This window comes from Rhodococcus sp. HNM0569 (assembly GCF_012726205.1).
Taxonomy (GTDB): Bacteria; Actinomycetota; Actinomycetes; order Mycobacteriales; family Mycobacteriaceae; genus Rhodococcus_F.
Genome location: NZ_JAASAE010000004.1, coordinates 175,749 through 199,278, shown reverse-complemented (window position 1 = coordinate 199,278; position 23,530 = coordinate 175,749). Strand labels below are relative to the sequence as shown.

Here is a 23,530-nt window from a genome sequence, read left to right as displayed (position 1 = left end):
CGCGTCCGGTCAGGACGCGCGGCGCGCAGACGCCTCGAGGCCGACGGCACCCGCGGCGCGTTCGACGGCGTCGCTGTCGACGACCAGGCCCCGCGAACGCAGCCACGGAATCGTGCCGGTGACGATGTGTTCGAGCGCGCCGGGCAGCGTGAGCGGCAACAACGTGACACCGTCTGCGACGTGGGCGGCGCCGATGTCGGCGACGAGCCCGGCGAGGCCGAGGGGTGTGCCGACGTAGCGGAGCGTGGTGGGCGTGGCCGACTCGGCGGCGTCGAGTTCCCGGAGCAGGCGCCGTGCACGGCGGGCATCGGGCGCGAGGAGCACCTCGACGTCGGCGAGCACGACCGGACGCAGCCTGCCGCCGCGCAGCGCGTCGTCGAGCACCGACGCATACGCGGCACGGGCCTCGCGCAGATCGGTGGCCCGCACCCGGACGACCTCCGCGGGCCGCGCGGACAGGTCGAGCGGGCGACTCGACGGCGACGTGAAATCGATCCAGCGTGCGGGCCCGACCGGAGTCGCTCCGGGCAAGCCCGCCGCGGCGGGGTGGTGGCCCGCACCGGACAATTCGACGGCGATGTGGAGGGTGCCGACGTGGTCGGCGCGTGCGGGCAGGGTCGCCGGATCGGCGAACGAAGTAGTCATGCGGATTCCTCGAGATGCAGTCGCTCGGGCACCGAGCGTGGCCTGTGGGTGACGTGCGTGCCCGGCGCGAAGGCCGGACGTCAGTGTCGACAGCGTTCCGAGGAAGTGCGGCAGAAGTCGACGTGCAGGCACGACCAGATGTCGCGTGCGTCGAATGCCGTGGTCATGGACGCGATACTAGCTCGCCCGGCCCGGACGCCGGCGTGCCACGAAGCGTGAAACGGTACGAATTCCGAGGTCAGGAGTTTCCCTCACGCACATCACGAAATCCGGACCCGTCGACTGACCGTCGGAACACGCCGTCCGGTGCGTTCGGTCGCGCTGTGCCCGACACGACCGGTTCCGCGTCGACCAGCGACCGACTGATGCGTGGGACCATCGCGAGGTGCGTAGTACCGAGGTAGACCGGCCCCGCCCGAACCGTCGGCCACGCGAGCGTGCCGGCCGCGCCGCCACTCGCTCGAGCCCGCGCACCCGGCTCGGCGTCTGGCTCTCGCACCCGCTGTCGGACTTCCACCTGATCACCGCCGCGACCCTGCTGCTGCTCGGCCTCGGACTGGTGATGGTGCTGTCCTCGTCCGCGGTCGAGTCGTACGTCGCGTCGGGCTCGTCCTACACGCGGTTCGTCCCGCAGGTGATGTATGCGGCGATCGGCCTGGTCCTGTTCGTCGCCGTGGTGCGACTGCCGACCAGAACCGTGCGCACCCTCGCCCCGTGGGGGCTGGGGATCGCGTTGATCGCGCTCGTCGCCGTTCTGATGCCCGGCATCGGCAGTGAGCAGATGGGTGCGCGGTCGTGGATCATGCTCGGCAGTGTCGGCTTCCAGCCGTCGGAGTTCGCCAAGGTCGTCCTCGTGGTCTGGGGCGCCCACCTGATCGCCTCCGCGCTGTCCACCTCTTCGATGCAGGCAATGGCAGCCTTCAAGCCGCTGATGATCGGATCGTTGGTGATCATGGCGCTCGTGGTCGCCGAACGTGACCTCGGGCAGACCGCGACGATCGGTGCCATCGTCATGGCCTTGCTGTGGTTCGGACAGTTCCCGACTCGGCTCGTCGGCGCCATCGCGCTCGGTGCGGTGATCGCCTTCGTGATCCTGGCGACCACCGCGGCCTACCGATCCGACCGCATCCGCGCGTTTCTCAACCCGGCTGCCGATCCGCAAGGACTCAACTACCAGGCAACCCAGGCGCGGTTCGCCCTCGCACACGGCGGCCTCTTCGGGACCGGCCTCGGACAGGGCCAGTCGAAATGGTCGTATCTCCCCCAGGCATACAACGACTTCATCTTCGCAGTCGTCGGCGAAGAACTCGGCCTGTTCGGCGGGCTACTCGTGATCGCCCTGTTCGCGATCGTGCTGTGGGTGGGACTGCGCATCTCGCAACGCGCGCGCGACCCGTTCCTGCGTGTCATGTCCGCGACCGCGACGGTGTTCGTCGTCGCCCAGGCGGCCATCAACATCGCCTACGTCGTGGGCTTGGTTCCGATCACCGGCCTGCAGCTGCCTTTGATCTCCGCCGGCGGAACCTCGATGATCGCCACCCTGGTGATGTTCGGGCTCATCGCGCACGCCGCGCTTCGCGAGCCGGAAGCGATCACGTCACTGAACACCGACGGCAAACACCGCTGGCTCACCCGCATCTTCGGCACCCCCACGCCACAACGCTTCACCCAGCGACGCACGCCGGCACCGCAGCGCTACCCACGCAAACAGATCTCCCACAAGGAGAACGAGCGCCGCCGTCGCGTCGACGATCGCCGCGACACACGCACCACCTACCGCAACCCGCCACCCCGCGCGCGGAAGAACAACCGCACCGGCAGCAGCCGCAGACGTTGACTCACGGCGAATCGGCGCCTGATCGTCGTGACTCGGCGAGTCCGTCGACGCAACCGGGCAGTCTCGAAGCTGGAGCAAGCAGTGTGCCGAGGGAAGGGCAGCCACTCGCAAACCTGAAAGACCAGAAGAAGGGCAACGAGATCCGGTGACTGCATGGACCGACAGCGAACTACTGCGCGGACGTTTCCACGACGGCGAGTGGCTCGAAGCCGCATTGGCTCCTTCCGGCAATACAGTTGCCTCCCTCGTGCCTGCCGGATACTCCGCGTTCACACGGATCCTTCACCCTCCAGCGCCGGGCAATCTCTGTCCAGGCACCAGCTGGGCAGAGATTGCCCGGCGCCGGAGGAAGACCGTCCATCCCGGAATGCAGTGGGAATACATCGCAGGCTCCGAGCACCCCTTGTTTTCACCGACTGCGCCGGACGTCGGACGTCTGCCACCGGCAACGCTGTCCACCCTCCGCGCAGTGCTCAGTCGATTCACCGCCGCGGGCACCGAATGCTATTTCGGTTTCTGGGAGGGAAAGACCTACCCCGTCGCCTCGGACGCGGCACGGCTGTCGACCCCGGCGGGACCGATGGTGATGTTCAGCGGCACCATCGAACGCGCCTCCGACGAATACAAGCTCGAAGGCGTCAACCTCTGGTGGCCCCGAGGAAAGCAATGGTTCGTCAACACCAATCAGGACCTCACGTCGACCTACGTCGCGGGTTCACGCGAATGCATCGACGCCGTCCTGACAGCCGACTCGCTCGAGGCATTCGTCGTCACCCCCACTGCCGACATCTCGGTCCTGTCCGACAACATCAACCGGCCGTCGCACAACGAGCGACCCTGATCAGCGCGCCTCGTGACCCATCCCACACCTTCGAAGACGGGGAAAGATGCGCTTCCGCCATGCCTTTTCGTCGAGCACAACACTGACCGCGTTCGTCGAGCACAACACTGACCGCGCTCGATTGGCAGCACCCGGCTATCTCTTCGGTCCTCACGAGACACGCGCGCCGAACGCCGAGTGGCGAATCCCGGTCTATCCGGATGGCAACTACTGGCTGCCAGTCGGCCGCGAAACGTCAGAGTCATCAGCGCGTATTGCGGTGGAGAGGCCACAGCTTTGCTGAAACACGAGTGGTCATGGCCGGGTGATCCAGTGGACGCCGTCCACTGGATCACCCGGCATGCTCAATGGCGCCGTGAACATGTCCTCCAAGTACAACGTGCCCGCTGATGCAGGGTCGTCATCTCCGGCCATCACGCTAAGTCTCGACAGTGTGTATCGGTAGCCCATACGGATCCTCGCTGTATCAGCGTTTCCGTAGTAGTCGATAACCGCTTCGATCAGATCATCTGTCGGCGCCACCGAGAACGACACAAGCTGGATTCCGCCACGCCGCTGCCCCAAGATGAGGCCCGCAAGCATGTGTCGAGCGCACTGCATCTCCCAGGTATCGAATATGACGGAATACTCCTGGTGGACGTCTTCGAAGAGCTCGTCACCCGAATCGATCTCACCGTCGGAATCACTTGTCATCCTCGGAACTGTAGTTGCCCAGCGCAGCAGTACCGGACCTGCCGACAACCTCTGGTGAACTACATCTCCCCCACCTGATCAGGCTCCTCGGCTACCGATCTTCGCCTTGATCTGTCGCCTGGTCAGGCTCTCTGCTGATGTATGCGTACGCTCCCCGATCGGTGTCAATTTCAGGCGCCGGCGCGTCCGACAACCGATCCACAATCACCCGCCACCTGGCCCGCTCCGCGCGGAGCACACTGTTCTTCCCCCTGCGGGACGCCATGGCCAGCTGCACGCCTTCCGGCTGATCATCCAGCGCCCGCAGCCGCTCGACATCCTGGTCGGTGGCGGCGACCTCGGCGTTCAGAAGCTCGAGAATCGCCTTGGCCTTCTCCACGATCTCCCCGGATTTCGGCAGGACCGCCACGAACTCGTCAACCGCAGCGGCTAGCTCCTTGCTCGCTTCACCCATACAAGCAGAGTATCCGCCATACGCATTGCGATTCCGCGTGGAAGTGCGCCGGTTCCACATACCCGCCTGGAATTCGTGGCATCAGAGCGGAGGCGACCCCACTCCAATTCCCGCCTGGTCACCAAACCCGCTGCCGCAGGGCACACCGGGACGCAGAGCAAGTATCTTCGCGGCATGAACTGGCCGACACTGCCCGCAACCCTCGTCGCAGTCGCGAACGGGTCCAGGCACGCCGGCAAGGTCCGCACCGCGACGTACCGGCGGTCCGAGATCGGCCGCGGCAAGGCATCTGCAGGCGCACTCCAGGCCGAGCAGATCATGTTCGACGAGGTGACATCCGAGTGATTTCGAGCCGAACCGCATCACGACTGCGCGCAGGGGCACTGTGTGTCGCGATGCTCATCGTCGCCGCGTACGCCTACTTCGGCGTGAAGTACCAGAATCCGAACTGGGTCTTCTCGCCACCGAACGTTCTCCGTCACGAGGGCCGCACCTATCATCCGAGCAACTTCGCCCCCATGGACGCACCGCCAGCGAAACGCGGGTACAACTACACCCAGATCAAGACGCTGCACCCGTTCGGCCAGCCCATCCTCGGGCTCGGCGGCGCATCCCTGCAGATGAACCTCTACCTCGAATGGCACGGGAAGTACGAGGCGTACGGAATCCTAGGCGGGCCCTGACAGGTTCCGACGAAGCAGGCTGCCGGATGCACAGCGTCTGCTGTTCGGCAATGCCTGCCCCCACCCGACGCCTCAACACCCTCCACTGCAGGATGGCTCGGCGGGCTTGTAGGGTGCACGCAATTCAAGGAGTTGACGTGAGTGCCAACAAGGGAATCGCAACCGCCACGCCATATTGGGTGGTCGCGGTCCTTCTCGGCATCTGCGTCTACCCGGTCAGCCGCGACACCATCGGTGGCGGCGAGACCTGGATCGACAACGCCGCCGAATGGCTCAATCTGCCGCTGAGCATCGCGCTGATCGCCGTCTGCCTGATCAGCGAATACCTCCAACGCCAGGGCCGCTACTCCGCGCTCAGGTCGCTCATCCTGGTTCCGTTCATCGCGATCCACGCGCGCTTTTTCGTGCTCTTTCTCTACGGCCAGGTCTTCTTGTTCGGTGTCGCCATCGTCAGCTGCCTCCTGCTGATCACCGCAGCGATCCTGTTCGCGCAACCCCGCCCGCGAAACTTCGCCACCGGCCTGCGCGACCGACCGTCGAGTACCGGTTGACCGTACAGCGAGGAAATCGAACCCGATGGTGACTCACGAGACTGACGCCGGTGGATCTGCGTGCCGACGGGTGTGTCTACTTCGTCAGCACAGAATCGTCCACGATCTCGATCGTGGGCTGGCTGTACGGAGAACAATGCAGTCCGACCCCCACACAGTTCACTCGGCTCGACTCAGTCGGAGGCGGATGGTACGAGTTCGAGTACGGCACCTGAAGCACGTTTCCACCCGTTCGATAACCGAACCGGCGCCGTCTCGACTCGAACCGCAAGCGAGAACCGTCCTCCGGATCAACGACGACGAGAAGGGACCGAGCCGATGCCGCACACCGGCACTGTCATCGCTGACCACCACCAATTCCCGTTCGGCGTCCTCGATGTCGACTTCACCGAACCGGCTGCACACGGCACCCTCCTCGACACCGGCGACGAGTTCGTCGCCTTCTACACCGGAATCTCCTACGGCCCGGCAACAATCACCGTGGACCTGGTCGAGAGCCCTCCCACCGTCGTCGACACCGAAAGCTGGGACGTCGTCGAAGAAACCCGAATCCACGCCACAAGCCCGCTGTTCGTGACCGCGACCGACGGCACCGCCGCAGACCTGCCGCCGGTCCCGGCAGGCGATTACCGTCTCCGCGCGCACGCCCGCGGCCGCGACAGCCACTGGGCAAACGAAGTCACCGAACCTGTCGAGACGTACCTCATCACCCTCTGGCTCACCGACAACCAAGCCGCAGCCGGCCCACCAACCATCGAGACTCTGGTCAAGCGTGATCGGGTCTGGTCCCCCGGAGCCAACGCGCTTCCCGAACTCGACACCAGCGTCGTCCACATCCGCGACAGCAACGGCGAAGTCGTCACCGTCCCCTCGCAAAGCGAACAAGCATGGGAAGTGCGCCACCAGCTCGCGCAATACGGAGGCAAACCCCTCACCCCAGCACTCGACGCCATCTTCACCAGCCGCAAAGTCGCAGGACTCGACCGCGACCTCCTCGACGCCATCGAGGCCGCGACTCCGGACACACAACGCGCCCTCACACGCTGGTGCGTACGCCGCGCCTTCGAACGCGCGAATCTGACTCGATACGGCTGGGTGCGCGAAGCCCTCGACCGCATGGACGCCGGCACCATCGACGAAGACTTCCCCAACAGAACGCTCGAGCGCCTCTACCACGATCCCAACGCCGAATGGACACTCGCGACAGGACTTCCCGCCAAAATCGGCCTCATCACACAACAACAAGCGATCAGCTCCTACACCCGCGCCCTCAGCCCACGGATCGGCCCCCTCGAAGGGGCAATCGAGGCACTACACCGGGCAATGCAGACCTACGGCATGGACTACGAAGAACTCACCGCCGACATCCGCAACGAGTTCTTCAGCTCGTCCGCTCGCGACACGTAAAGCCAGGCCGTCGACACCGGTTGTCGGCACCTGGCCGCAACACTGCTGTTCCCCACCGCTTGTCTTCGCCGATTGCGCCGGATTTCGCACGCCACTACCGGAAACGCTGTCGACCCTCGGTGCAGTACTGGGCAACTATCGGAGAGCCCTCACCCGAGGATGCCGCCCACCTCGCGCAGTTCGCCGACCGCCACGCCCGCGAGCAGCAGCGCAGGGCCCAACGCCGCGCCATGCCCGCATTCCGAAAGCCACCACGGCGCGCCCCGTTCACGAAACAGCCGGCCCCATTCCGTTCGTTTTCGACACCGAATACACGACCCGGTTCGAACTCGCCCGCCTGCGTCGGTACACCACCGGTATCGCATTCGACCTCGTCGCCCGGGACACACGACCACACCACTCGCCGCTCGGTGACCGCGTGAACGTCAGCCACCTCGCCAAGGCCTTCCACATCGGCAGGGTCTACCTCGGGATCGTGCTACCCAGCGGCAGAGTCGTCACGAACAAGACGTGCACCCCACCCGACGCACCGGACGACACCGACTCAGACAGCCCGTGGCACCACGCCGGGGCGCGCTACAGCCACACCGCCGAAACCGGCGCCACCTACTTCCTCAGCCCGCTCCCCCCACCCGACGAGACCGTTACCCTCACCATCTCGTACCCACGCATCGGCATAGACCCCGCCACCATTCCCCTCGACACCACAATCCTCATCGCACGCGCCTGAACATGAGAAGTCGGGTAGCTCCCCCCCCCCGAAACAATGGAAGCCTCTTCGCCGCAGGATTGTTCGTACCGAGCACGCCACGTCAGGGACACACCAACGTACTCACAGATCCGCAAACGAGAAGGAAATCAGCACGAGCCGGTGGAGATAGTCGCCGGTTGCACGCGCTCGCCCGTGAGATCGGAAGGAGCGGAATCGATGTCGGTCAGGGCGGCCGTAGAAGGGATCGGCCCGGGCGTCGACCAGACAGTGACGTGCCCGTCCGCGTCGTCTCCGCTGCCGACGACGACCTCGACGAGCCGGATGCGCGTCACTACACCGCTCGTCACAGGCCCGTCGACCCAGGGAGTAGCTGACAACGGAGCGTCCAGCAGAATCGAATCTCCCTCTCGCACTTCGACCGGATCGACGATGCGGATGGTGATGCCCAACGTGCCACCCGCCGCGGTGCAGACACCATAACCAGGGACGCCGCAGCGCACAGGTAGCTGCCATCCTTCCGCCAGGAAGCGGTACTGCGGCGACAGACGCGCACTCCACAGCAGTGGCGAGCTCAGATGATCACCGACCCCGAACGCGCCCAAACTAGGCAACGCCGAGGAATCGACAAGGACGGGGACAATCATCAACGCTCCCTATCGTCCACCGCTTCGAGCTGCTACGCCCGCGGGGCTGGTTTGGCAATGCGACGTCCGAAACGGCCGCGCGACGAAAGCACCACGAAGCAGTCGTGTTCGACGACCGCGGCAGGAGCGGCCACTATCGCTGTTCCTCGGACGGCTGCCGGTCGCCGATTCCGATCGAGGCGATGGCCATCGACACGACCTCGTAGGCTGCTGCGCGGGCCGCTGCAACGTCTCGCGAGGCGATCGCGTCGACGATCGCGGCGTGCGACTCGTGCCCGCACGAGGGGATCGCAGTGTCGGAATGTACGAGATACAAGCCGTCGCGCAGCCTGCCGACGAAGTACTTGTAGGTCTCGTGCAGAAGCGGATTACCGGCGATCTCGGCGATCGCGAGATGGAACTCCGAATCGTCGACAGCAAACTGCAATGGGTCCGACCGGTCAGACTCCGACGCATCACGTTTCGCAAGAAGCTTGCGTAGCCGCCGTAGTTGCGCGGCCGTGTGCCGTTCGGCAGCCAGTCCGGCAGCTTGGACGTCGTAGGCCATCTGGACCTCGAAGATCTCCGCGACACCCGCGTGGTCGAGCCCTTCGAGCATCGCGGTGGGGCTGTGCCGGGTGCGCACATAGGTGCCGGAACCATGCACCGGGTCGAGCATCCCGAGTCGCGCCAAGCCGCGAATAGCTTCACGCACCACCGAGCGGGATACATTCATTTCCTGCGAGAGCGCGGCCTCGCTGGGCAGCTTGCTGCCGACCGTCCACTCCCCGCTGTTGAGCTGCTCGATCATCTGGGCTGTCACCTGGTCGAGTGTGGTCGGCGTGACCTGCACAGCCTTCAGCGCCATCACTAGCCGCCCTTCCCCGTCGCATGCTTCAGCTTTCCCCCGGCAGCTTACCTCACCGCACTACAGTCACCAGACGTCTGACGACTTTGCTAGGGTGGCCACACCCAGATCTCCAACACCCGCTTCGAGCCAAACGGAAAAGGGCGGCGATCCTCATGACCGACAGCTACGCGTCCTCCCCGGCCGATCACGGCACCTGGAGCCAACTCCTCGGCCGAGAACACCGCTCCGGCATGACCGTGCTCGCCGGCGGTGTCGCTCTCTACGCGACCAATGCCTTCCTCACCACCAGCCTGCTACCCTCCGCCATCGACGATATCGGAGGCCAGGAGCTTTACGCCTGGGCCACAACAGTTTTCCTCCTCGGCTCGGTCGTCACCTCGGTGCTCGTGAGCCGCATCCTCGGAACAGCCGGCCCCAAGACCGCCTACCTGGTCGCACTCGCCGCATTCACCACAGGCTCCGCGATGTGCGCGCTCACCCCTTCGATGTACGTGCTGCTCGCCGGACGCGTAATCCAGGGGCTGGGCGGCGGCCTCCTCGCCGGACTGGGCTATGCCCTCATCCGCTCGAGCCTGCCCGCAACACTGTGGGCACGCGGCACCGCCCTGATCTCGGCGATGTGGGGCGTGGGAACCTTCCTCGGCCCGACACTCGGCGGCGCGATGGCCGAGTACACGCACTGGCGCATCGCATTCCTGCTGCTGATCGTCGCCTCACTCTGCGTCGCAGCCATCGTTCCCCGAGCGTTGACTGCGCCCACGGAGCCCGCCCCGCGAGAACAATTCCCCGTCCTGTCTCTACTGCTCGTGGTTGCCGCAGCCCTGTCCGTCAGCGTCGCAAGCATCCTGGACTCGCAGACCGCGACCATCGCCGGCGTGACCGTCGGCCTCACGCTCCTCGTCCTGTTCTACCTCCACGAGCGCCGATCCGATGCCAGCGTGCTCCCCGCAGTGACATTCACCCCCGGCTCACCCCTGCGCTGGATCTATCTGACGATCGCAGTACTCGCGATCGCATCCACGACCGAGACCTTCGTCCCACTGTTCGGCCAGCGTCTCGGCGGACTCGCCCCGCTGGCCGCGGGCTTCCTCGGCGCAGCCATCGCCGCTGGATGGACACTCGGGGAACTACCCAGCGCCAGCGCCTCGCGACCGCGCACCACCCGGCTGATCGTGCTCGCCTCCCCCATCGTGATCGCGGCAGGACTCGCCGGCACCGCCCTCCTGCAGGCCGACTCCGCCACCGGCACCCGCGTCCTCCTGTGGGCACTGACCCTCGCCGTGGCAGGTGCCGGAATCGGAATCGCATGGCCCCACCTGGCATCCGGCGCGATGCACAGCGTCAGCGACCCGAACGAAGGCGACAAAGCCTCAGCAGCGATCAACATCGTCCAACTTGTCGCCAACGCGCTCGGGGCAGCCCTGACCGGAGTACTCGTCAACGCCGCCGACACCCCACTCGCCCAAGCGCACTACCTCTACGGCGGATTCGCCGTGCTCACCCTCCTCGTCGGCGGCACCGCCGCCACCCTCAGCCAACGCCGACGCACCACGACACCCGACCCGCAGCTCGACGAACCGTCGCTCGCAGAACCACGGTGACGAGACCAGACTGCGGCAAACCTCTTCCACGTGCCCCACACGCTCACGCGTGCGGGGCACCTCACCGGCCCGCCACGCTCGACTGCGCACCACTACGGCAGCACAAGCAACTCCGACGACGGCGACGGCGACCGTCAGCGTCCAGACACCGGCGAGCATACCGATCATCAGGGGCCCGGCCAGGTACGCCAGATACCCCACAGCGGCGATCGAAACGAAAACCCCAGCCGCAGTGAGCTGTACAAATCCGACGAGAAGCGAACCCCGACAATCCCGGAGCATGTTGCCAACAGTCAGCGTCGATCCATACACCACCAGAAGTATTCCGAGTTCCGCTGGTAATGCGTGACCATCGAAGTGTGTGATCTTCGCCGCTCGGATTGTGCGCCGACGTCGACACTGATAGGCACTATGAACGCGGAAGGTACGATACTTAGCGAACCTACTAGCCTTGTCTTCGTGGGTTCCGTCGAACGATTCGCGTCTTACACCGTTTCTTGACCCGGAGGGGGCCACATGACCGCAACTGTCCAAGACCTGTCATTCGACCGGAACATCCCGCGCGACATCGTTCACCGTGAGTCCATCGCCGAGGTGTTCCTCACCGACGCACGCCGCTACTGCAATGGCGCCGTCTTCGCAGCGCAGTTGCCCAGGAACCACTCCTACTTCAGCGACCACCGGGGGACGGCGACGACCTACGACCCGCTTCTGCTCATCGAGGTGTTCCGTCAGGTTGCGATCTACTACGCCCACACTTTCGTCGGCGTCGAGCGTGCCCAGAAGTTCGTCTTCGGGTCCGCGGACTTCGAGATCGTCGATGGCGAGACGTTCCGGATCGGATCGTGCCCGGGCCATTGCACCGTGACTGCAGACGTTCTCGCGGAAAAGAAGCGCAATGGCACGGTCATCGGCCTGACTCTGGAGATGACGGCGTACATCGAGGAGCAGATCGCAGCTCGTGAAACGATGGTGTACCAGTGGATGCCGGCTAACGTGTGGGCGCGCATCAGGCACCGGGGGCGCCAAGAGTTGGGACTTCCTGAGGCCCCTCAGATTCCGGCACCTTCCCCGGTGGCGCGGATGCGTCCCGGCGCCGTCGGACGCAACAACCCGCGCAACGCGATCTTGGCCAATCCGGCGTTCCAAGCAGGCGAGATCAGCGCACTTACCGTGATCGACACGAACCATCCGTCGCTGTTCGACCACGCCCTTGACCACGTGCCCGGCATGCTGCAGTTCGAAGCAGCTCGACAGATCGCGATGGCCGCGACCAATGCCTCGCTCGGGCTCGACACCAGTCGCATGGTCATGCACCACCTCGAGATCAGCTTCGGCAAGTTCGCTGAATTCGAGATCGCCACCATGGCACGGGCTGTCGCCGCACTCGACCCCGACAGGGAAGGTGGCGTCACCGCCGAGATTCGCATCATGCAAGACGACGCGACCGTCGCCTCGGGACGCGTGGGCCTGCAAGTGATGCCTGTCGATATCTGGACGCTGGTTCAGTGAGTACACCCGAGACATTCGTCTGGTTCGATTTCGGTGGTGTCCTCTCACCACCACTGACAGCACTCTTCGCCAGTTACGCTGCCCGCACCGGCATACCGACACCTGTGCTCCAGCAGGCGATGGCAACGGTGGGTGCCGAGTATTCGATGCCGACCCTCGCCCCGATCGAGCTCGGAATGATCGACGAGCACACGTGGGTTCGCCAGATCCATACTGTGATCAGCCGTGAACACCCTGGAATGGATCTTTCTCGGAGCGAGCTCGATTTCGGACGGCAGTGGTTCGACGGCCATCGCGTGAACGGCCAGGTTCGAAACTTCGCAGTCGAACTGGCTTCAGCGGGTACTGCGGTCGGCGTGCTGAGCAACAACGTCCACGAGTGGGAGCCGTACTGGCGACCGATGGTCGGGCTCGACGACGTCGCCACCGACTTCGTCGACTCGTGCAAGGTCGGTGTACGTAAGCCTGATCCTGCAATCTTCGCGCTCGCGGCGCAGCGCAACGGTGTCGCGCCGGACGACTGTCTCCTGCTGGACGACCTCGCGGAGAACTGTATTGCCGCAAGGGAAGCAGGCTGGTCAGCGGTGCAGTTTATCGACGCAGACCAAGCGATCGGCGAGATCCGGGCGCTACTGGGTGATGCTGCAGCGTAGGTAGCCATCGGGATCGATGTACGCCGCGCGCCACGGCGGGGCGGGAGCGATCCGGCCTGTCATCGTTATCCGATCCGGGTCGTTCTCCCCCAGTCGTGGCACGTTCTCGTCGACGCGGAGCTCGACAGCGCGCCCCGTGCGCAGCAGGCGCGTAAGGCTCGTCACCTCCCCTGTAGTCCGGTCGGTAACGGCGCAATCGGTAACAAATCCTGGTTGGAACTGGCCGGAGATCATCTCCGCGATACCGTCGTGGATCGCAGGTACCGTCATCATTGCCTGCACAGCGTCTCGAAGATCGCTCATAGCGGGATTCATCATTCGCGATTGGAGAACGGTGTTGCCGACGACGACTGCCGCAACGGCAGCACGTCGGCGAGACCAGTCGTCGAGAGTGTCCATGGGCGCCTTGGCCTTGACCACGTCGGCAAGGCGCCATCCCAGAGTGAAGGCATCTTGCATGCCGGTATTGAGCCCTTGCCCTCCGAGCGGGTAGTGGATGTGGGCAGCATCGCCGACCAGCAGCAGCCGGCCGTCGCGCAGGACCGAGTGGTAGCGACCATAGTCGCTGAATCGGGTCAGATGGGAGATGTCCGTCAGGTCGGGTTCGGTGCCGAGGACTGCCGTCATCGTCGCGAGGTATTCGGCTTCCGATGGATCGGATCTGTCCGTTGCCGGGCCACTGAAGTCCATCCCGATCACACGGCCTTGACCGATAGCGCTCGGGTTGTGCATCGTCCAGCCGTCCGTGGTCTGGTTCCAGCCCGGCGGCGGTCCAGCGCGCCCTGAGCGTGCGAGCGCGGAGAAAGCCGTCATCGTCGGCGGGACTTCCACGGCCGGGAAGGCCCCGGCTGTGGCAACCAGGCTGCGTGCACCGTCGGCGCCGACACAGAACTGTGCGTGCACAGTGATGTCGGTTCCCGTGGCGCTACCACTGGGGGCGGCCTCGACCTGCACACCGGGGCTGCCGCTCGCATCCACGACCGTTTCGATGGTCTTCGCGGTCATACCGCGCCTGATGTCGGCTCCGTGCCCACGTGCGCGCCGCTCGAATGCCGCCTCGAGGGCTGCCTGCGGGATCCCGGCCAGTGGTGCTGGTTCTTCTGCCGGTGCACTCAGGGTCAGCCCGGGTGCGCCTGCGAACTGGAACGATGTGCTGCGCAATTCACCTGCGACACTGACAATTTCGTCGGGCGGAACTGAGGCAACGTATGACCGGCGGGCGAGGTGCGACAGCGACCGGGCATGCACAGTTCCCGCGCGGGGTCGCTCGTCGACGGCGGTCCGCGACTCGACCACCAGCGGATTCACACCGCGTTGGGCGAGCTCGGCAGCGAGAAGCATTCCTACCGGCCCTCCCCCGACGATGACGACGTCGACGTCGACATGGATCGGTGCGTTCATGATCTCGGCCGTGGTTGCACAACACTCATACGAGCTACTATAACGGTAGTACCTACGACGGAAGTGAGACTTTCTTGTGACCGCCACCTCGAACGCCTCCGTAGACACCACTCCGGCCCCGAGCCGCTGGACGCTCCCGATAGTCCTTGCCGCGCAGTTCGTCACGCCGATGTCCATCGCCGGCACCGCGATAGCCCTGCCGAGAATCTCCGGCGACCTCGGTGCCCAACCCACGGCCCTTCAATGGGTTGTCAACGGCTTCAATGTCGCCTTTGCGCTCGGCGTCCTCGCCTGGGGCGCAGTCAGTGACCGGATCGGCTACCGAGTGACCTTCGCTCTCGGCGCAGCCCTGTTCACCACAGGCAGTGTGATCAGCGCCGTCGCACCGATACTGATCGTCCTCGACGCGGCGAGAATCGTCGCCGGGATCGGCGCCGCAGCCATCCTTACCGGCGCTAGCTCGATGCTCTCGAACGCCTACCAGGGCACTGCTCGAACCAAGGCATTCGCACTGTTCGGAACCATCAACGGCCTCGGACTTGCCCTGGGACCGACAGTCTCGGGCCTACTGGTCGCAGGCGTCGGCTGGCGCGGCGTGTTCATCGTGCAGGCCATAGTGCTGGCCATCGCCGCCGCGAGCGCTCGGATTCTCCCCGGCGCTTCTCCCACATCGGTGACCACCGGCGGCAAACGCGTGCCGATCCTCGATTTGTCCCTGCTGCGCAACAGGGAGTTCCTCGCGATGTGCCTAGTCCCCGTCGCCGGTTCCATCGGCTTCGTCACGCTCCTGACCTATCTGCCGTCCGCGCTGAGCGGTATCAAGGCGATGAGCCCCGGTAGCGCAGGGCTGGTCATGCTGGCTATGACCATTCCTGTGCTCGTTGCGCCGACCGCTGTCGCCAAGCTGATCAACTCTGTCCGGTCCATCCATGTCGGATCGGTGGTCTACGCGAGCCTGGCTGCGCTCGTCCTCGGCAATGCCGGGATTCTTCTACTGTCCGAGGGCCGTTCGATCGCATGGGTGATCGTCCCGATGGTCCTGCTCGGTCTCGGCTTCGGCCTGCCCATCGGCCTCGTCGACGGGCACGCACTCGCTGTGGTCCCCGCTGAACGCACGGGCACAGCGGCAGGGCTGCTCAACTTCTTCCGGATCGGCAGCGAGGCTGTGTTCGTCGCCGGCTACGCGTTCGTCCTTTCGACGGTCGTCGGCCACCATCTCACCGGCGCGGCAGCGCAGGACACCTCCGCGGGCCAGCCCGGCAACGCCGAGGTCTACCGCACTGCCTTCACCACGACGATCACCGGCGTGATCGGGCTACTGGTCGCAATCACCGTCGCGATCCTCCTCGTCCGAGGCAAGGACGCCAACTCGACCACGGAGGCATGATGTCTGCCCCCACGAACCCTGGCCGGGTCCGTTTCGACATCCGAACCATCCCCGGCATCACACCACCCGCGATGATCTCTCGCAGATCGGAGTTGTCGCCGGGTGGGCTTCCTCGAGTCACACTGCCAACGGGCCACACCGCGGTACACCTGACGAGCTACGCCGACGTACACCAGGTGCTGACCGACGTTTCGTTCATTCGTAGCGATACCAACGTCGCCGACGGCCCCAGCTTCCTGCCGACGATCATGCCGCCGGACATGCTGCTCAACCTCGACCACCCAGACCACGGGCGACTCAAGAGGTTCGTCGCTTCGGCATACAGCGTCAACACGATGACCGGACTCGCGCCGGCCGTTCGTCGCCTCACCGACAGGGCTGTCGACGGTCTACTCTCTTCCCTCGCTGCAGGTGAGCCTGTCGATCTGATGATCGACGTGCTGGATCCGCTCACGATCGCTGTGAATGCCGACTACCTCGGGATACCGCGAGCGGATATCCCCGAATTCCGACACCTGTCGCGGGAGATGCAACTCGCCCACGACACCGACGTGCCGCGATTGCTCGAAGACTTCTGGGAGTTGTACGGCTATATCGAAGACCTGGTCGGCGGCCGACGCCCACTGAACGTCGGGCTGATTCAAGATCTGCTCGACGCGCGGGATACCATCGAGCCGACAGTCACCGACGCCGAATTCGCTGCCACACTGCTCGGTTCCCTCGTCGGAGGCGACCAGAACGTCCTGTCCGTCTTGTCCAAGATCGTGTACACCGCTCTCGTCGAACATGACCTCTGGGAGCTCATGGCTGCCGACTCGACCACCATTCCCACCGTGGTCGAAGAGCTGTTGCGCTTGCTCCCACTCGGACGGATCTCCACTTTTCCGCGCATCGCAGCACACGATGTCCGCTTCTCCACTGGCATCCTCAACGAGGGAGAGACCGTTTACGCCGATGCTCACGAGGCGAACCGCGACCCCGACGTGTTCCCGGACCCGTGGCTGGTCGACACGACCCGGTCGGGGAAGCGACACCTACAGTTCGGTTATGGGATGCACCACTGCATGGGATCGGCACTGGCGCGCATGGAGATCATCGAGGTGATGGCAGTGCTCACCAACCGTGTTCCGGACCTGCGCCTCGCCGTGGATCCGCAAACCTTGGCCTGGGATACAGGTGTGCTCGTGCACCGGCCATTGAGTCTGCCTGTGGATCGCCTTGCTTGATAACACAGGTGTGCAACCCGAGCGTTCGATAGGTACCATTTATTTAGTAGATGTTAGGTATCTAGTAACAATGAGCGAGTCGCCGGAAAGGGGACGCGGTTGCCATGGCTGACAAGGACGGACATCCAGATCTCGAAGAATTCGATCTGTCGAAGATCCTGCACGCCCTCTCCGACGCTAATCGACGCAGTGTGGTCGCCCAGCTCGCGGAGCAGCCGGACGGCACCGAGCAGTTCTGCAGCGTCTTCGGAATGCCGTGGGCCCAGTCCACACGCACTCATCACTTCAAGGTGCTCCGGACCGCGGGGCTGGTCTGGCAACGCGACGTTGGAAACGGCCGCATGACCCGGCTGCGCCGCGACGACCTCGAGTCGGCGTTCCCCGGGTTGCTCGACCAGATCATTGCGGCCGACCGCAAGGGACGTGTCGGCAGCCAGTAGCGCTCGGCCGCTAGTTCACTCGCACAATTCGAGCATCGGCCGGTCGCCATCGCCGGATCCCCACATGGCCAGCTTTGTTCGACCCCGTCGACTGTGGTGTCGAGGTGAGCGCCACCGTGCGAGAGGAGTCGGCACCCTCGCAAGCAACTGCGTTGCGTGCGTTGTGCTGTCAGGTAGTGCGGGCCGTGAGGGCGACCGTGGCAACGACGACAGCGCAGGCTGTGCCGACGACGGCGACGGTGACTGGCAGCGTCCACACACCGGCGACCATGCCGATCATCGGCGGCCCGGCCAGGTACGCCAGATAACCCACTGCGCTCACCTGTGCCGCCGCCGCGGCCACCGTCGATCGTGATCTCTCGGACGCGAGGGAAACTGCAAGCGGAAACAGCGGCCCCGAAGCAAGGCCCACGACGGTGAGCGATACGAACACCCCAGTCGCAGTGGGCTGTGCAAGTCCGACGAGAAGTGAGCCCGCGATGACCGCGGAGCATGTTGCCAGTAGTCGACGGTGGCCCAAGCGCGCAGCGAGCACGTCGCCAGCTGACCGTGACACGAACATCGCGACACTGAACGCCACGACGACCGCGGCGCCGACACTCGCACCGCCGTCGTAATCGCGACCTACAAGCAGCGCCGACCAGTCCGTGACCATGCCCTCGAGCAACAGGGCGCCGATCGCGAGCGCGGCCACAGTCACAGGGACCACCGACAGGCAAGGGCCTGCCGTCTGCCGACTGCGGTCGCCAGGAACCTCTGCCGCAAACTCGGCTGCGTGAGATGCCGTGCGCGCGGCATCGGGGAAATGAACTGCGGCGCCGACAATCAGCGGGCACAGCACGACGCTGACCACGACGAAATGGGCCAACACACTGACCTGCAGATGTGTGGCCCACGCACCGCCTGCAGCGCCGGCCAGGACGCCGAGGCTGTAGCCGCCGTGCAAACGCGAGATCACCTGCGCGCGGCTATCGCGCTGGAACTCGAGCCCCGCCGTGTTCATCGCGACATCGAGACAGCCACTCGCAGCGCCAAGCATCATCAACACCACCCCGAGCGAGACGGGGCCCTCGGCAGCGGAGATCAGCGGCAGAAACGCCGCAAACGCCAACCCGGACACCACACACACCCGCCGCGACGAGACGTACCGCAGCAGTAGACCGGTCGACACCAGGGCGGGGACCGATCCTGCGGCCACACCGAACAACGCGAAACCCAGCGCCGAGTCGGACAGATCCAGCTCAGACTTCACCTGCGGGATCCGCGGCGCCCAGCTCGCAAGGACGACACCGTTGACGAAGAACACCAGCCACAGACTCGCGACCGGCAACCGAGAGGACAGAATCCGAACAGACATGACAGGGCGGCCTCATGGCCGCCCTGACGGGATGGTGACACAGTCCCCGGACGGTCAGGAACCGCACGCCCCGAAGGGCTCTACCAGCGCCACCTAAACACACGCGCCCCAGGACTTCAACCCAATCCTGCTGGCCTCAGCGACATCATAGGCCAGGGCCGCGGCTACCGGGAGGACGGTCACGGAGCCGGTGAGCGGCATGCCCGCCACGTAACGGTAGGAACGTCCCAGTGTCGCGACAACCGCCATGTGTTCGAGGAGACGGAAAACCCGCTGAACTGGCCTGCTCCGCCAACGCAATCGGCGCTCCTCGAGTTCTCGGGCGAGCCCAGGAAGGTCGCCTGCGAATAGCGCGCCTGAACCCTCACCCCGCGTTGGCCCTGGCCTCGTTCAGCCGGCTAATACGCTGGCCCAACCGCGAAATCTCGCGATCGAGGTCGTACGCAACCCAGTACCAAATACCGGATGAACACCAGCCGACCCACCTGACCAGACGGCACCCTTCACCTCGCGCACGCACACCCGCGGCCCACGCGAGCGCCCCGATAATCCACAGTGGCGCGGCCATCGCCACCGTCAATATCGCTACAACTGTGAGGTCACTGGTGTCATCCCAGGGCGAGTACGCGAGGAAAGCCATCGACGCCGTGTAGAGACCACCCACCGCGAGCAGAACCCACGCCGGCCTCTCACGGTGGGAGTCTCGACGAGCTTGAGACTTCCACCGGACTGAGACTGCCTGCCACGAGAACCACTGCGATACGAAGACCACACCTATCAACACCGGAATGTAATCCGATTCGACGACAGCAATGTCGCCAGCAAGCCACACCACGATGAGCAGTACGACCATGAGGGTCAGGGCGAAAGTCAAAAGGGTGGAAACAGCGAATTGCCGCCACAGTCCCTCAGGCTGCGAAGGTACGCCAACCAATCGCGCGCGTCGGCCCCTCAGCTGTCCGAGCCTCTTGCTCGCAGTGATGGTGGACAGCCGCTTTCCAGCACCCGAGTGGTCCGACATTCGCACTGTTGCGGCAAACCCAACAGAGAAAACAGCAGTGAGCGCGACGCCCAACGCGACACCAATATTGTGCCGAGGATCTATGCCAATCCCGGCCGCGACAATAACCGCCGCCGTGACACTGAGCGCGCCCGCACACAGCGCCAGCCACGACATCACCGTCGTCCACACCGACGTCTCCACTGCTGCCTCGAGCGTGCGAGCATCGTTACGTGCCGGTGATACCGCTGTATTGACCGCCAGAGTGATCGCGACAAGCCCAACATTCACCGTCAGTGCCGTCTGCGGATCCAGCAATCCGGTCCATGACGATCGCCACGCATCGAAATCGCCGGCACGGTCTACTGACTCACTCGTTGAAAGACCCTGATAGGCGGCGCACACGATAGCAGCTAGGGCACTGACCCCCATTCCAAGAACCAGAACGGACCAAGCTCCCACCCACATCGCAACACGTGCGCTCGCCGCAGCAGAATCGATCTCGCTATCGGACGCCTCTTCTAGAACAGACCGCGCTTCCAGCGGATATGCTGATGTCGACGAAACACCGACGCCCACCTGGCGGTTCTGCAACAGGCCACTCCGGGGGGCTCGACGCGACGCCCGCGAGAGACCTGCCACACCGGCAATCGCGATCAACACCACCACAAATCGCCCCTGACTACTTCCCATCCATGTCCCTCCCTCGTTGCCAGTACCCGCAGGAGCGCGGTGCATCCTGCAACTCGCGCCGATGCGACCGAGCACCTCTCCCGGACTCGCCACATGGCAGCAACACGGTTACCACCCGACACCGACACCGAAAACCCACCGCCGAGCATCGGACCCACCCCGGCATGCAGAAATCGGCAACGGCTTACCACCACCGTCACCAATTCACCAACTCTGCCATTCGAATTCACTCTGGACTCGGGAGATTCGCGATCAGTGAAGCCAGCGAATGTTGCTGGGCGAAGCCCGCGAGGCGACCTGAATCTGCAGCTTTCGAATCCGGGGGATCCACGGATTCAACCTTCAATGCCTGGTCTCCGCCATGTGTCGGTGTCCGAACACCCGCGTGCCACAGGCCGATCCGACGACTCTCGACCGGCACCAGAAGCGGCCTGCACATCGATCCGAGGACTCGCCCGACCGGTTGATCACGCCCTTCGGCCGACGACGCTGAGCGGCGCCTCAGCGAATCGGAGACTGCGGCCAGTCGTCGGGATAGCGGTGCGCGCCTTGCTCGAACTGCCTGTAGAGCTGTGTGCGTGCCCGCGTGGACAGTCGGTCGCCGAACACTGTGCCCTTGGTGTGGTCGGTCTCGTGCTGCAGGCAACGGCCGAGGGTGCCGCCTGCGGTGATCTCGATCGGGTCGCCGTACTGGTCGAAGCCACGGCAGGTGGCGATATCCGGCCGATCGACATCGACGTACGCGCCGGGCAACGACAGGCACCCTTCGCCGAACGAAACGAGTCGCCGGTCGCGGCCCTCGGGCAGGTCCAGCTCGGGATTGCACACGACACCCGCACGGCGGGCGCCGGTGTCGTCGGCGCAGTCGTACACGAAGACGGCGAGATCGACGCCTACCTGCTGCGCTGCCAATCCGGCACCGTCGGCCGCCGTGTTGGTGGCGAACATGTCCGCGAGCAGTTCCTGCAGCGGCGCCCCGAAATCGGTGACCGCGCGCGCGGGCGTGTGCAACACAGGATCGCCCCAGCGGACGATGGTGCGGGGCGTTCCCAGGCGGAGCAATTCGGCAACCGGCATCTCAACCTCCTGCCTCGAGGGTGCCCCACCGGCCGACCTCGTGCAATGCTGCGGCCGTGCGGAACCGGATCGCGGGCGTGCCGTCGTCGAGCGTGATGTCCGCCGCAACGCCGTACACCCGCGCCACGAGATCCTCGTCGATCACGTCGGCGGGCGCACCCACCACGACGACACGGCCACGGTCGAGGACGACGACGCGATCGCAGAACATCGCGGCGAGGTTCAGATCGTGCAGCGCGACAACGGTGGTCAACGGCAGGTCACGCACGAGCGACAGGATGTCGAGCTGGTGCCGGATGTCGAGATGGTTCGTCGGCTCGTCGAGCACGAGTTCACGCGGCTCCTGCGCGAGCGCCCGCGCGATCTGCGTTCGCTGACGCTCGCCCCCGGACAGCGAACGCCACCGCCTGGTGCGCAGGTCGCTCATCCCGGTCGCGTCGAGAGCCGCGTCGACGGCGCGGGCGTCGTCGCCGCTCGCTCCGAACAGTCCGCGATGCGGCACGCGACCGAGCCGCACGACGTCCGCGACGTCGACGTCGACCTCCGTGTCGGCGTGCTGCCCGACCAGGGCGACACGGCGCGCCACCTGCTTGCGATTCCACGAGCGCAGCGGCGCACCGTCGAGCAGAACGCTTCCCGCATTCGGCCGCCGCACGCCCGAAAGCACATGCAGCAGAGTCGACTTTCCCGACCCGTTCGGCCCCAGCAGGCCGACTGTCTCCCGTTCGCGCACGTCGAAGCACACGCCGTCGAGCACGCGCGCGGAGCCGCGGTCGACGCTCACGTCCTCCACCGACAGCACGACGGGTGCACCGGATCCGGTGGTACTCACGAGTGACTCCCGCGCATGCGGAACAGGATCACCGCGAACGCGGGGACGCCGACGAGTGCGGTGACGACCCCGACGGGCACCTCCTGCGGCTCGAAGACGGTGCGCGCCACGGCGTCCACCCACACCATGAACAGCGCACCCGCGAGCGCCGCGGCGGGAAGCAGGCGCGTGTGCGTCGCTCCGACCAGGAAGCGCGCGGCATGCGGAACGACGAGGCCGACGAACCCGATGGCCCCCGCCGCGGCGACGAGGACCGCGGTGAGCAGCGCCGTCGCGACCAGCAGGGTCGTGCGCACCCGGACGACCGAGACGCCGAGTGCCGAGGCCGCGGAGTTACCGAAGGTGAACGCGTCGAGCGCGGGCGCGTGCGCGAGACATACCGCCAGCACCGCCACGAGCACGACGGCGCCCGCGGTCACCAGGGTCCAGTCGGCACCGCCGAGCGAACCGAGCAGCCAGAACAGCACGCCGCGCGTCTGTTCCGCGTCCGCGGACGAGATCACGATGAACGACGTGAGCGCCGAGAACAACTGCGTACCGGCAACTCCCGCGAGCACGATGCGCGACGTGCCGCCGCCCGCGCCGTACGCGAGCGCCAGCACGAGCCCGAACGACACGAGTGCCCCGGCGAACGCGCCCGCCGACAGCGACAGCACCCCGCCGCCGACGCCGAGCACCGCGACCGAGACGGCGCCGACCGACGCGCCGGAGGAGACACCGAGCACGAACGGATCGGCGAGCACGTTGCGCAGCAGCGACTGCAGGACGACGCCGCACAGTGCGAGACCCGCGCCGCACAGCGCCGCGAGCAGCGTGCGGGGCAATCTCAGCTCCCACACGATCGCGTCCTTCACCTTCGAGACCCCGGCACCGTCGCCCGCACCGAGGTGACCGAGCACGATGCGATAGACGTCGGGGACCGACAGGGAGGCGGGACCGATCGTGATCACGAATGCGATCGAGAGCACGAGAAGCACGGCACCGCAGGCCATGGCGATCACGAACACCGGACGCCGACCCGATCCGGCCGCCCG

The 23,530-nt window shown here is 65.4% G+C and carries 24 protein-coding genes; 13 read left to right on the top strand and 11 right to left on the bottom strand.

The genetic code is table 11. From position 1 onward, the window contains the following. Nucleotides 1-9 precede the first annotated feature (9 nt). Nucleotides 10-645 carry a hypothetical protein gene (locus tag HCA44_RS07885; RefSeq protein WP_169647986.1) on the bottom strand — a complete coding sequence of 212 codons (636 nt, stop codon included), beginning with the start codon at nucleotides 643-645 and terminating at the stop codon, nucleotides 10-12. 385 nt (nucleotides 646-1,030) lie between these two features. Here HCA44_RS07885 and ftsW point away from each other — a divergent pair, with 385 nt between their 5' ends. Both ftsW and HCA44_RS07875 read left to right on the top strand, forming a co-directional pair. After that, nucleotides 1,031-2,482, top strand: a complete 1,452-nt coding sequence (gene ftsW / locus HCA44_RS07880; RefSeq protein ID WP_169647985.1) for a putative lipid II flippase FtsW — start codon at nucleotides 1,031-1,033, stop codon at nucleotides 2,480-2,482. Between the two features lie 469 nt (nucleotides 2,483-2,951). After that, nucleotides 2,952-3,323, top strand: a complete 372-nt coding sequence (locus HCA44_RS07875; RefSeq protein ID WP_169647984.1) for a hypothetical protein — start codon at nucleotides 2,952-2,954, stop codon at nucleotides 3,321-3,323. Nucleotides 3,324-3,617: 294 nt separating this feature from the next. Here the strand turns inward: HCA44_RS07875 and HCA44_RS07870 are convergent, their stop codons facing one another. Further along, nucleotides 3,618-4,016, bottom strand: a complete 399-nt coding sequence (locus HCA44_RS07870) for a hypothetical protein (protein ID WP_169647983.1) — start codon at nucleotides 4,014-4,016, stop codon at nucleotides 3,618-3,620. Nucleotides 4,017-4,107: 91 nt separating this feature from the next. Beyond that, nucleotides 4,108-4,470, bottom strand: coding sequence for a hypothetical protein (locus HCA44_RS07865; RefSeq protein ID WP_169647982.1), 363 nt, complete (start codon nucleotides 4,468-4,470; stop codon nucleotides 4,108-4,110). A 174-nt stretch (nucleotides 4,471-4,644) separates the two neighbouring features. On the opposite strand from HCA44_RS07865, the gene HCA44_RS07860 reads away from it, so the two are divergent. From HCA44_RS07860 to HCA44_RS07840, 5 genes are all read left to right on the top strand, one after another. Beyond that, entirely contained in the window at nucleotides 4,645-4,815 is a 171-nt protein-coding gene (locus HCA44_RS07860; protein ID WP_169647981.1) for a hypothetical protein, read from the top strand. Continuing rightward, complete coding sequence (locus HCA44_RS07855) at nucleotides 4,812-5,153, top strand: hypothetical protein (protein ID WP_169647980.1); 342 nt, start codon at nucleotides 4,812-4,814, stop codon at nucleotides 5,151-5,153. The genes HCA44_RS07860 and HCA44_RS07855 overlap by 4 nt, the downstream gene beginning before the upstream one ends. Nucleotides 5,154-5,290: 137 nt before the next feature. Beyond that, nucleotides 5,291-5,704, top strand: a complete 414-nt coding sequence (locus tag HCA44_RS07850; protein ID WP_169647979.1) for a hypothetical protein — start codon at nucleotides 5,291-5,293, stop codon at nucleotides 5,702-5,704. Between the two features lie 318 nt (nucleotides 5,705-6,022). Continuing rightward, nucleotides 6,023-7,111 (top strand): hypothetical protein, encoded by a 1,089-nt coding sequence (locus HCA44_RS07845; RefSeq protein ID WP_169647978.1) that lies wholly within the window; start codon nucleotides 6,023-6,025, stop codon nucleotides 7,109-7,111. Between the two features lie 418 nt (nucleotides 7,112-7,529). Continuing rightward, nucleotides 7,530-7,841, top strand: a complete 312-nt coding sequence (locus HCA44_RS07840; RefSeq protein WP_169647977.1) for a hypothetical protein — start codon at nucleotides 7,530-7,532, stop codon at nucleotides 7,839-7,841. A gap of 128 nt (nucleotides 7,842-7,969) precedes the next feature. Here the strand turns inward: HCA44_RS07840 and HCA44_RS07835 are convergent, their stop codons facing one another. Continuing rightward, nucleotides 7,970-8,467: a hypothetical protein gene (locus HCA44_RS07835; protein ID WP_169647976.1), complete on the bottom strand. Its 498-nt coding sequence runs from the start codon at nucleotides 8,465-8,467 to the stop codon at nucleotides 7,970-7,972. A 133-nt stretch (nucleotides 8,468-8,600) separates the two neighbouring features. Continuing rightward, nucleotides 8,601-9,314, bottom strand: a complete 714-nt coding sequence (locus HCA44_RS07830; RefSeq protein WP_169647975.1) for a FadR/GntR family transcriptional regulator — start codon at nucleotides 9,312-9,314, stop codon at nucleotides 8,601-8,603. 155 nt (nucleotides 9,315-9,469) lie between these two features. Between HCA44_RS07830 and HCA44_RS07825 the strand changes: the two genes are divergently transcribed. The 3 genes from HCA44_RS07825 to HCA44_RS07815 all read left to right on the top strand — a co-directional run bounded on the left by HCA44_RS07825 (nucleotide 9,470) and on the right by HCA44_RS07815 (nucleotide 13,083). After that, nucleotides 9,470-10,918 (top strand): MFS transporter, encoded by a 1,449-nt coding sequence (locus tag HCA44_RS07825; RefSeq protein WP_169647974.1) that lies wholly within the window; start codon nucleotides 9,470-9,472, stop codon nucleotides 10,916-10,918. A gap of 516 nt (nucleotides 10,919-11,434) precedes the next feature. Further along, nucleotides 11,435-12,430: an AfsA-related hotdog domain-containing protein gene (locus HCA44_RS07820; protein ID WP_169647973.1), complete on the top strand. Its 996-nt coding sequence runs from the start codon at nucleotides 11,435-11,437 to the stop codon at nucleotides 12,428-12,430. Continuing rightward, nucleotides 12,427-13,083: an HAD-IA family hydrolase gene (locus HCA44_RS07815; RefSeq protein WP_346764631.1), complete on the top strand. Its 657-nt coding sequence runs from the start codon at nucleotides 12,427-12,429 to the stop codon at nucleotides 13,081-13,083. The genes HCA44_RS07820 and HCA44_RS07815 overlap by 4 nt, the downstream gene beginning before the upstream one ends. Here HCA44_RS07815 and HCA44_RS07810 read toward each other — a convergent pair. After that, complete coding sequence (locus HCA44_RS07810; RefSeq protein ID WP_169647972.1) at nucleotides 13,060-14,484, bottom strand: FAD-dependent monooxygenase; 1,425 nt, start codon at nucleotides 14,482-14,484, stop codon at nucleotides 13,060-13,062. The genes HCA44_RS07815 and HCA44_RS07810 overlap by 24 nt on opposite strands. 76 nt (nucleotides 14,485-14,560) lie before the next feature. On the opposite strand from HCA44_RS07810, the gene HCA44_RS07805 reads away from it, so the two are divergent. The 3 genes from HCA44_RS07805 (at nucleotide 14,561) to HCA44_RS07795 (ending at nucleotide 17,537) form a co-directional block, all read left to right on the top strand. Beyond that, nucleotides 14,561-15,871 (top strand): MFS transporter, encoded by a 1,311-nt coding sequence (locus tag HCA44_RS07805; RefSeq protein WP_346764630.1) that lies wholly within the window; start codon nucleotides 14,561-14,563, stop codon nucleotides 15,869-15,871. Between the two features lie 176 nt (nucleotides 15,872-16,047). Continuing rightward, complete coding sequence (locus tag HCA44_RS07800; RefSeq protein WP_346764629.1) at nucleotides 16,048-17,097, top strand: cytochrome P450; 1,050 nt, start codon at nucleotides 16,048-16,050, stop codon at nucleotides 17,095-17,097. 104 nt (nucleotides 17,098-17,201) lie between these two features. After that, nucleotides 17,202-17,537: a helix-turn-helix transcriptional regulator gene (locus HCA44_RS07795; RefSeq protein WP_169647971.1), complete on the top strand. Its 336-nt coding sequence runs from the start codon at nucleotides 17,202-17,204 to the stop codon at nucleotides 17,535-17,537. 169 nt (nucleotides 17,538-17,706) lie between these two features. On the opposite strand, the gene HCA44_RS07790 is transcribed toward HCA44_RS07795, so the two are convergent. The 5 genes from HCA44_RS07790 to HCA44_RS07770 form a co-directional block, all read right to left on the bottom strand. Beyond that, entirely contained in the window at nucleotides 17,707-18,894 is a 1,188-nt protein-coding gene (locus HCA44_RS07790; RefSeq protein ID WP_346764628.1) for an MFS transporter, read from the bottom strand. A 364-nt stretch (nucleotides 18,895-19,258) separates the two neighbouring features. Continuing rightward, nucleotides 19,259-20,587, bottom strand: a complete 1,329-nt coding sequence (locus tag HCA44_RS07785) for a hypothetical protein (protein WP_169647969.1) — start codon at nucleotides 20,585-20,587, stop codon at nucleotides 19,259-19,261. Nucleotides 20,588-21,088: 501 nt separating this feature from the next. After that, a complete protein-coding gene (gene def, locus HCA44_RS07780) occupies nucleotides 21,089-21,664 on the bottom strand; it encodes a peptide deformylase (RefSeq protein ID WP_169647968.1) in 576 nt (191 codons plus the stop codon). 1 nt (nucleotide 21,665) lies between these two features. Then, nucleotides 21,666-22,463 (bottom strand): ABC transporter ATP-binding protein, encoded by a 798-nt coding sequence (locus HCA44_RS07775; RefSeq protein WP_169648101.1) that lies wholly within the window; start codon nucleotides 22,461-22,463, stop codon nucleotides 21,666-21,668. Between the two features lie 29 nt (nucleotides 22,464-22,492). Next, nucleotides 22,493-23,488 carry an iron chelate uptake ABC transporter family permease subunit gene (locus tag HCA44_RS07770; protein WP_169648100.1) on the bottom strand — a complete coding sequence of 332 codons (996 nt, stop codon included), beginning with the start codon at nucleotides 23,486-23,488 and terminating at the stop codon, nucleotides 22,493-22,495. Nucleotides 23,489-23,530: the final 42 nt, after the last annotated feature.

Coding starts and splice junctions, on each gene's coding strand:
- HCA44_RS07770 (WP_169648100.1), bottom strand. CDS start 23,488: ATGGCCTGCGGTGCCGTGCTTCTCGTGCTCTCGATCGCATTCGTGATC.
- HCA44_RS07820 (WP_169647973.1), top strand. CDS start 11,435: ATGACCGCAACTGTCCAAGACCTGTCATTCGACCGGAACATCCCGCGC.
- HCA44_RS07885 (WP_169647986.1), bottom strand. CDS start 645: ATGACTACTTCGTTCGCCGATCCGGCGACCCTGCCCGCACGCGCCGAC.
- HCA44_RS07830 (WP_169647975.1), bottom strand. CDS start 9,314: ATGGCGCTGAAGGCTGTGCAGGTCACGCCGACCACACTCGACCAGGTG.
- HCA44_RS07870 (WP_169647983.1), bottom strand. CDS start 4,016: ATGACAAGTGATTCCGACGGTGAGATCGATTCGGGTGACGAGCTCTTC.
- def (WP_169647968.1), bottom strand. CDS start 21,664: ATGCCGGTTGCCGAATTGCTCCGCCTGGGAACGCCCCGCACCATCGTC.
- HCA44_RS07845 (WP_169647978.1), top strand. CDS start 6,023: ATGCCGCACACCGGCACTGTCATCGCTGACCACCACCAATTCCCGTTC.
- HCA44_RS07825 (WP_169647974.1), top strand. CDS start 9,470: ATGACCGACAGCTACGCGTCCTCCCCGGCCGATCACGGCACCTGGAGC.
- HCA44_RS07865 (WP_169647982.1), bottom strand. CDS start 4,470: ATGGGTGAAGCGAGCAAGGAGCTAGCCGCTGCGGTTGACGAGTTCGTG.
- HCA44_RS07860 (WP_169647981.1), top strand. CDS start 4,645: ATGAACTGGCCGACACTGCCCGCAACCCTCGTCGCAGTCGCGAACGGG.
- HCA44_RS07790 (WP_346764628.1), bottom strand. CDS start 18,894: ATGTCTGTTCGGATTCTGTCCTCTCGGTTGCCGGTCGCGAGTCTGTGG.
- HCA44_RS07810 (WP_169647972.1), bottom strand. CDS start 14,484: ATGAACGCACCGATCCATGTCGACGTCGACGTCGTCATCGTCGGGGGA.
- HCA44_RS07785 (WP_169647969.1), bottom strand. CDS start 20,587: ATGGGAAGTAGTCAGGGGCGATTTGTGGTGGTGTTGATCGCGATTGCC.
- HCA44_RS07835 (WP_169647976.1), bottom strand. CDS start 8,467: ATGATTGTCCCCGTCCTTGTCGATTCCTCGGCGTTGCCTAGTTTGGGC.
- HCA44_RS07795 (WP_169647971.1), top strand. CDS start 17,202: ATGGCTGACAAGGACGGACATCCAGATCTCGAAGAATTCGATCTGTCG.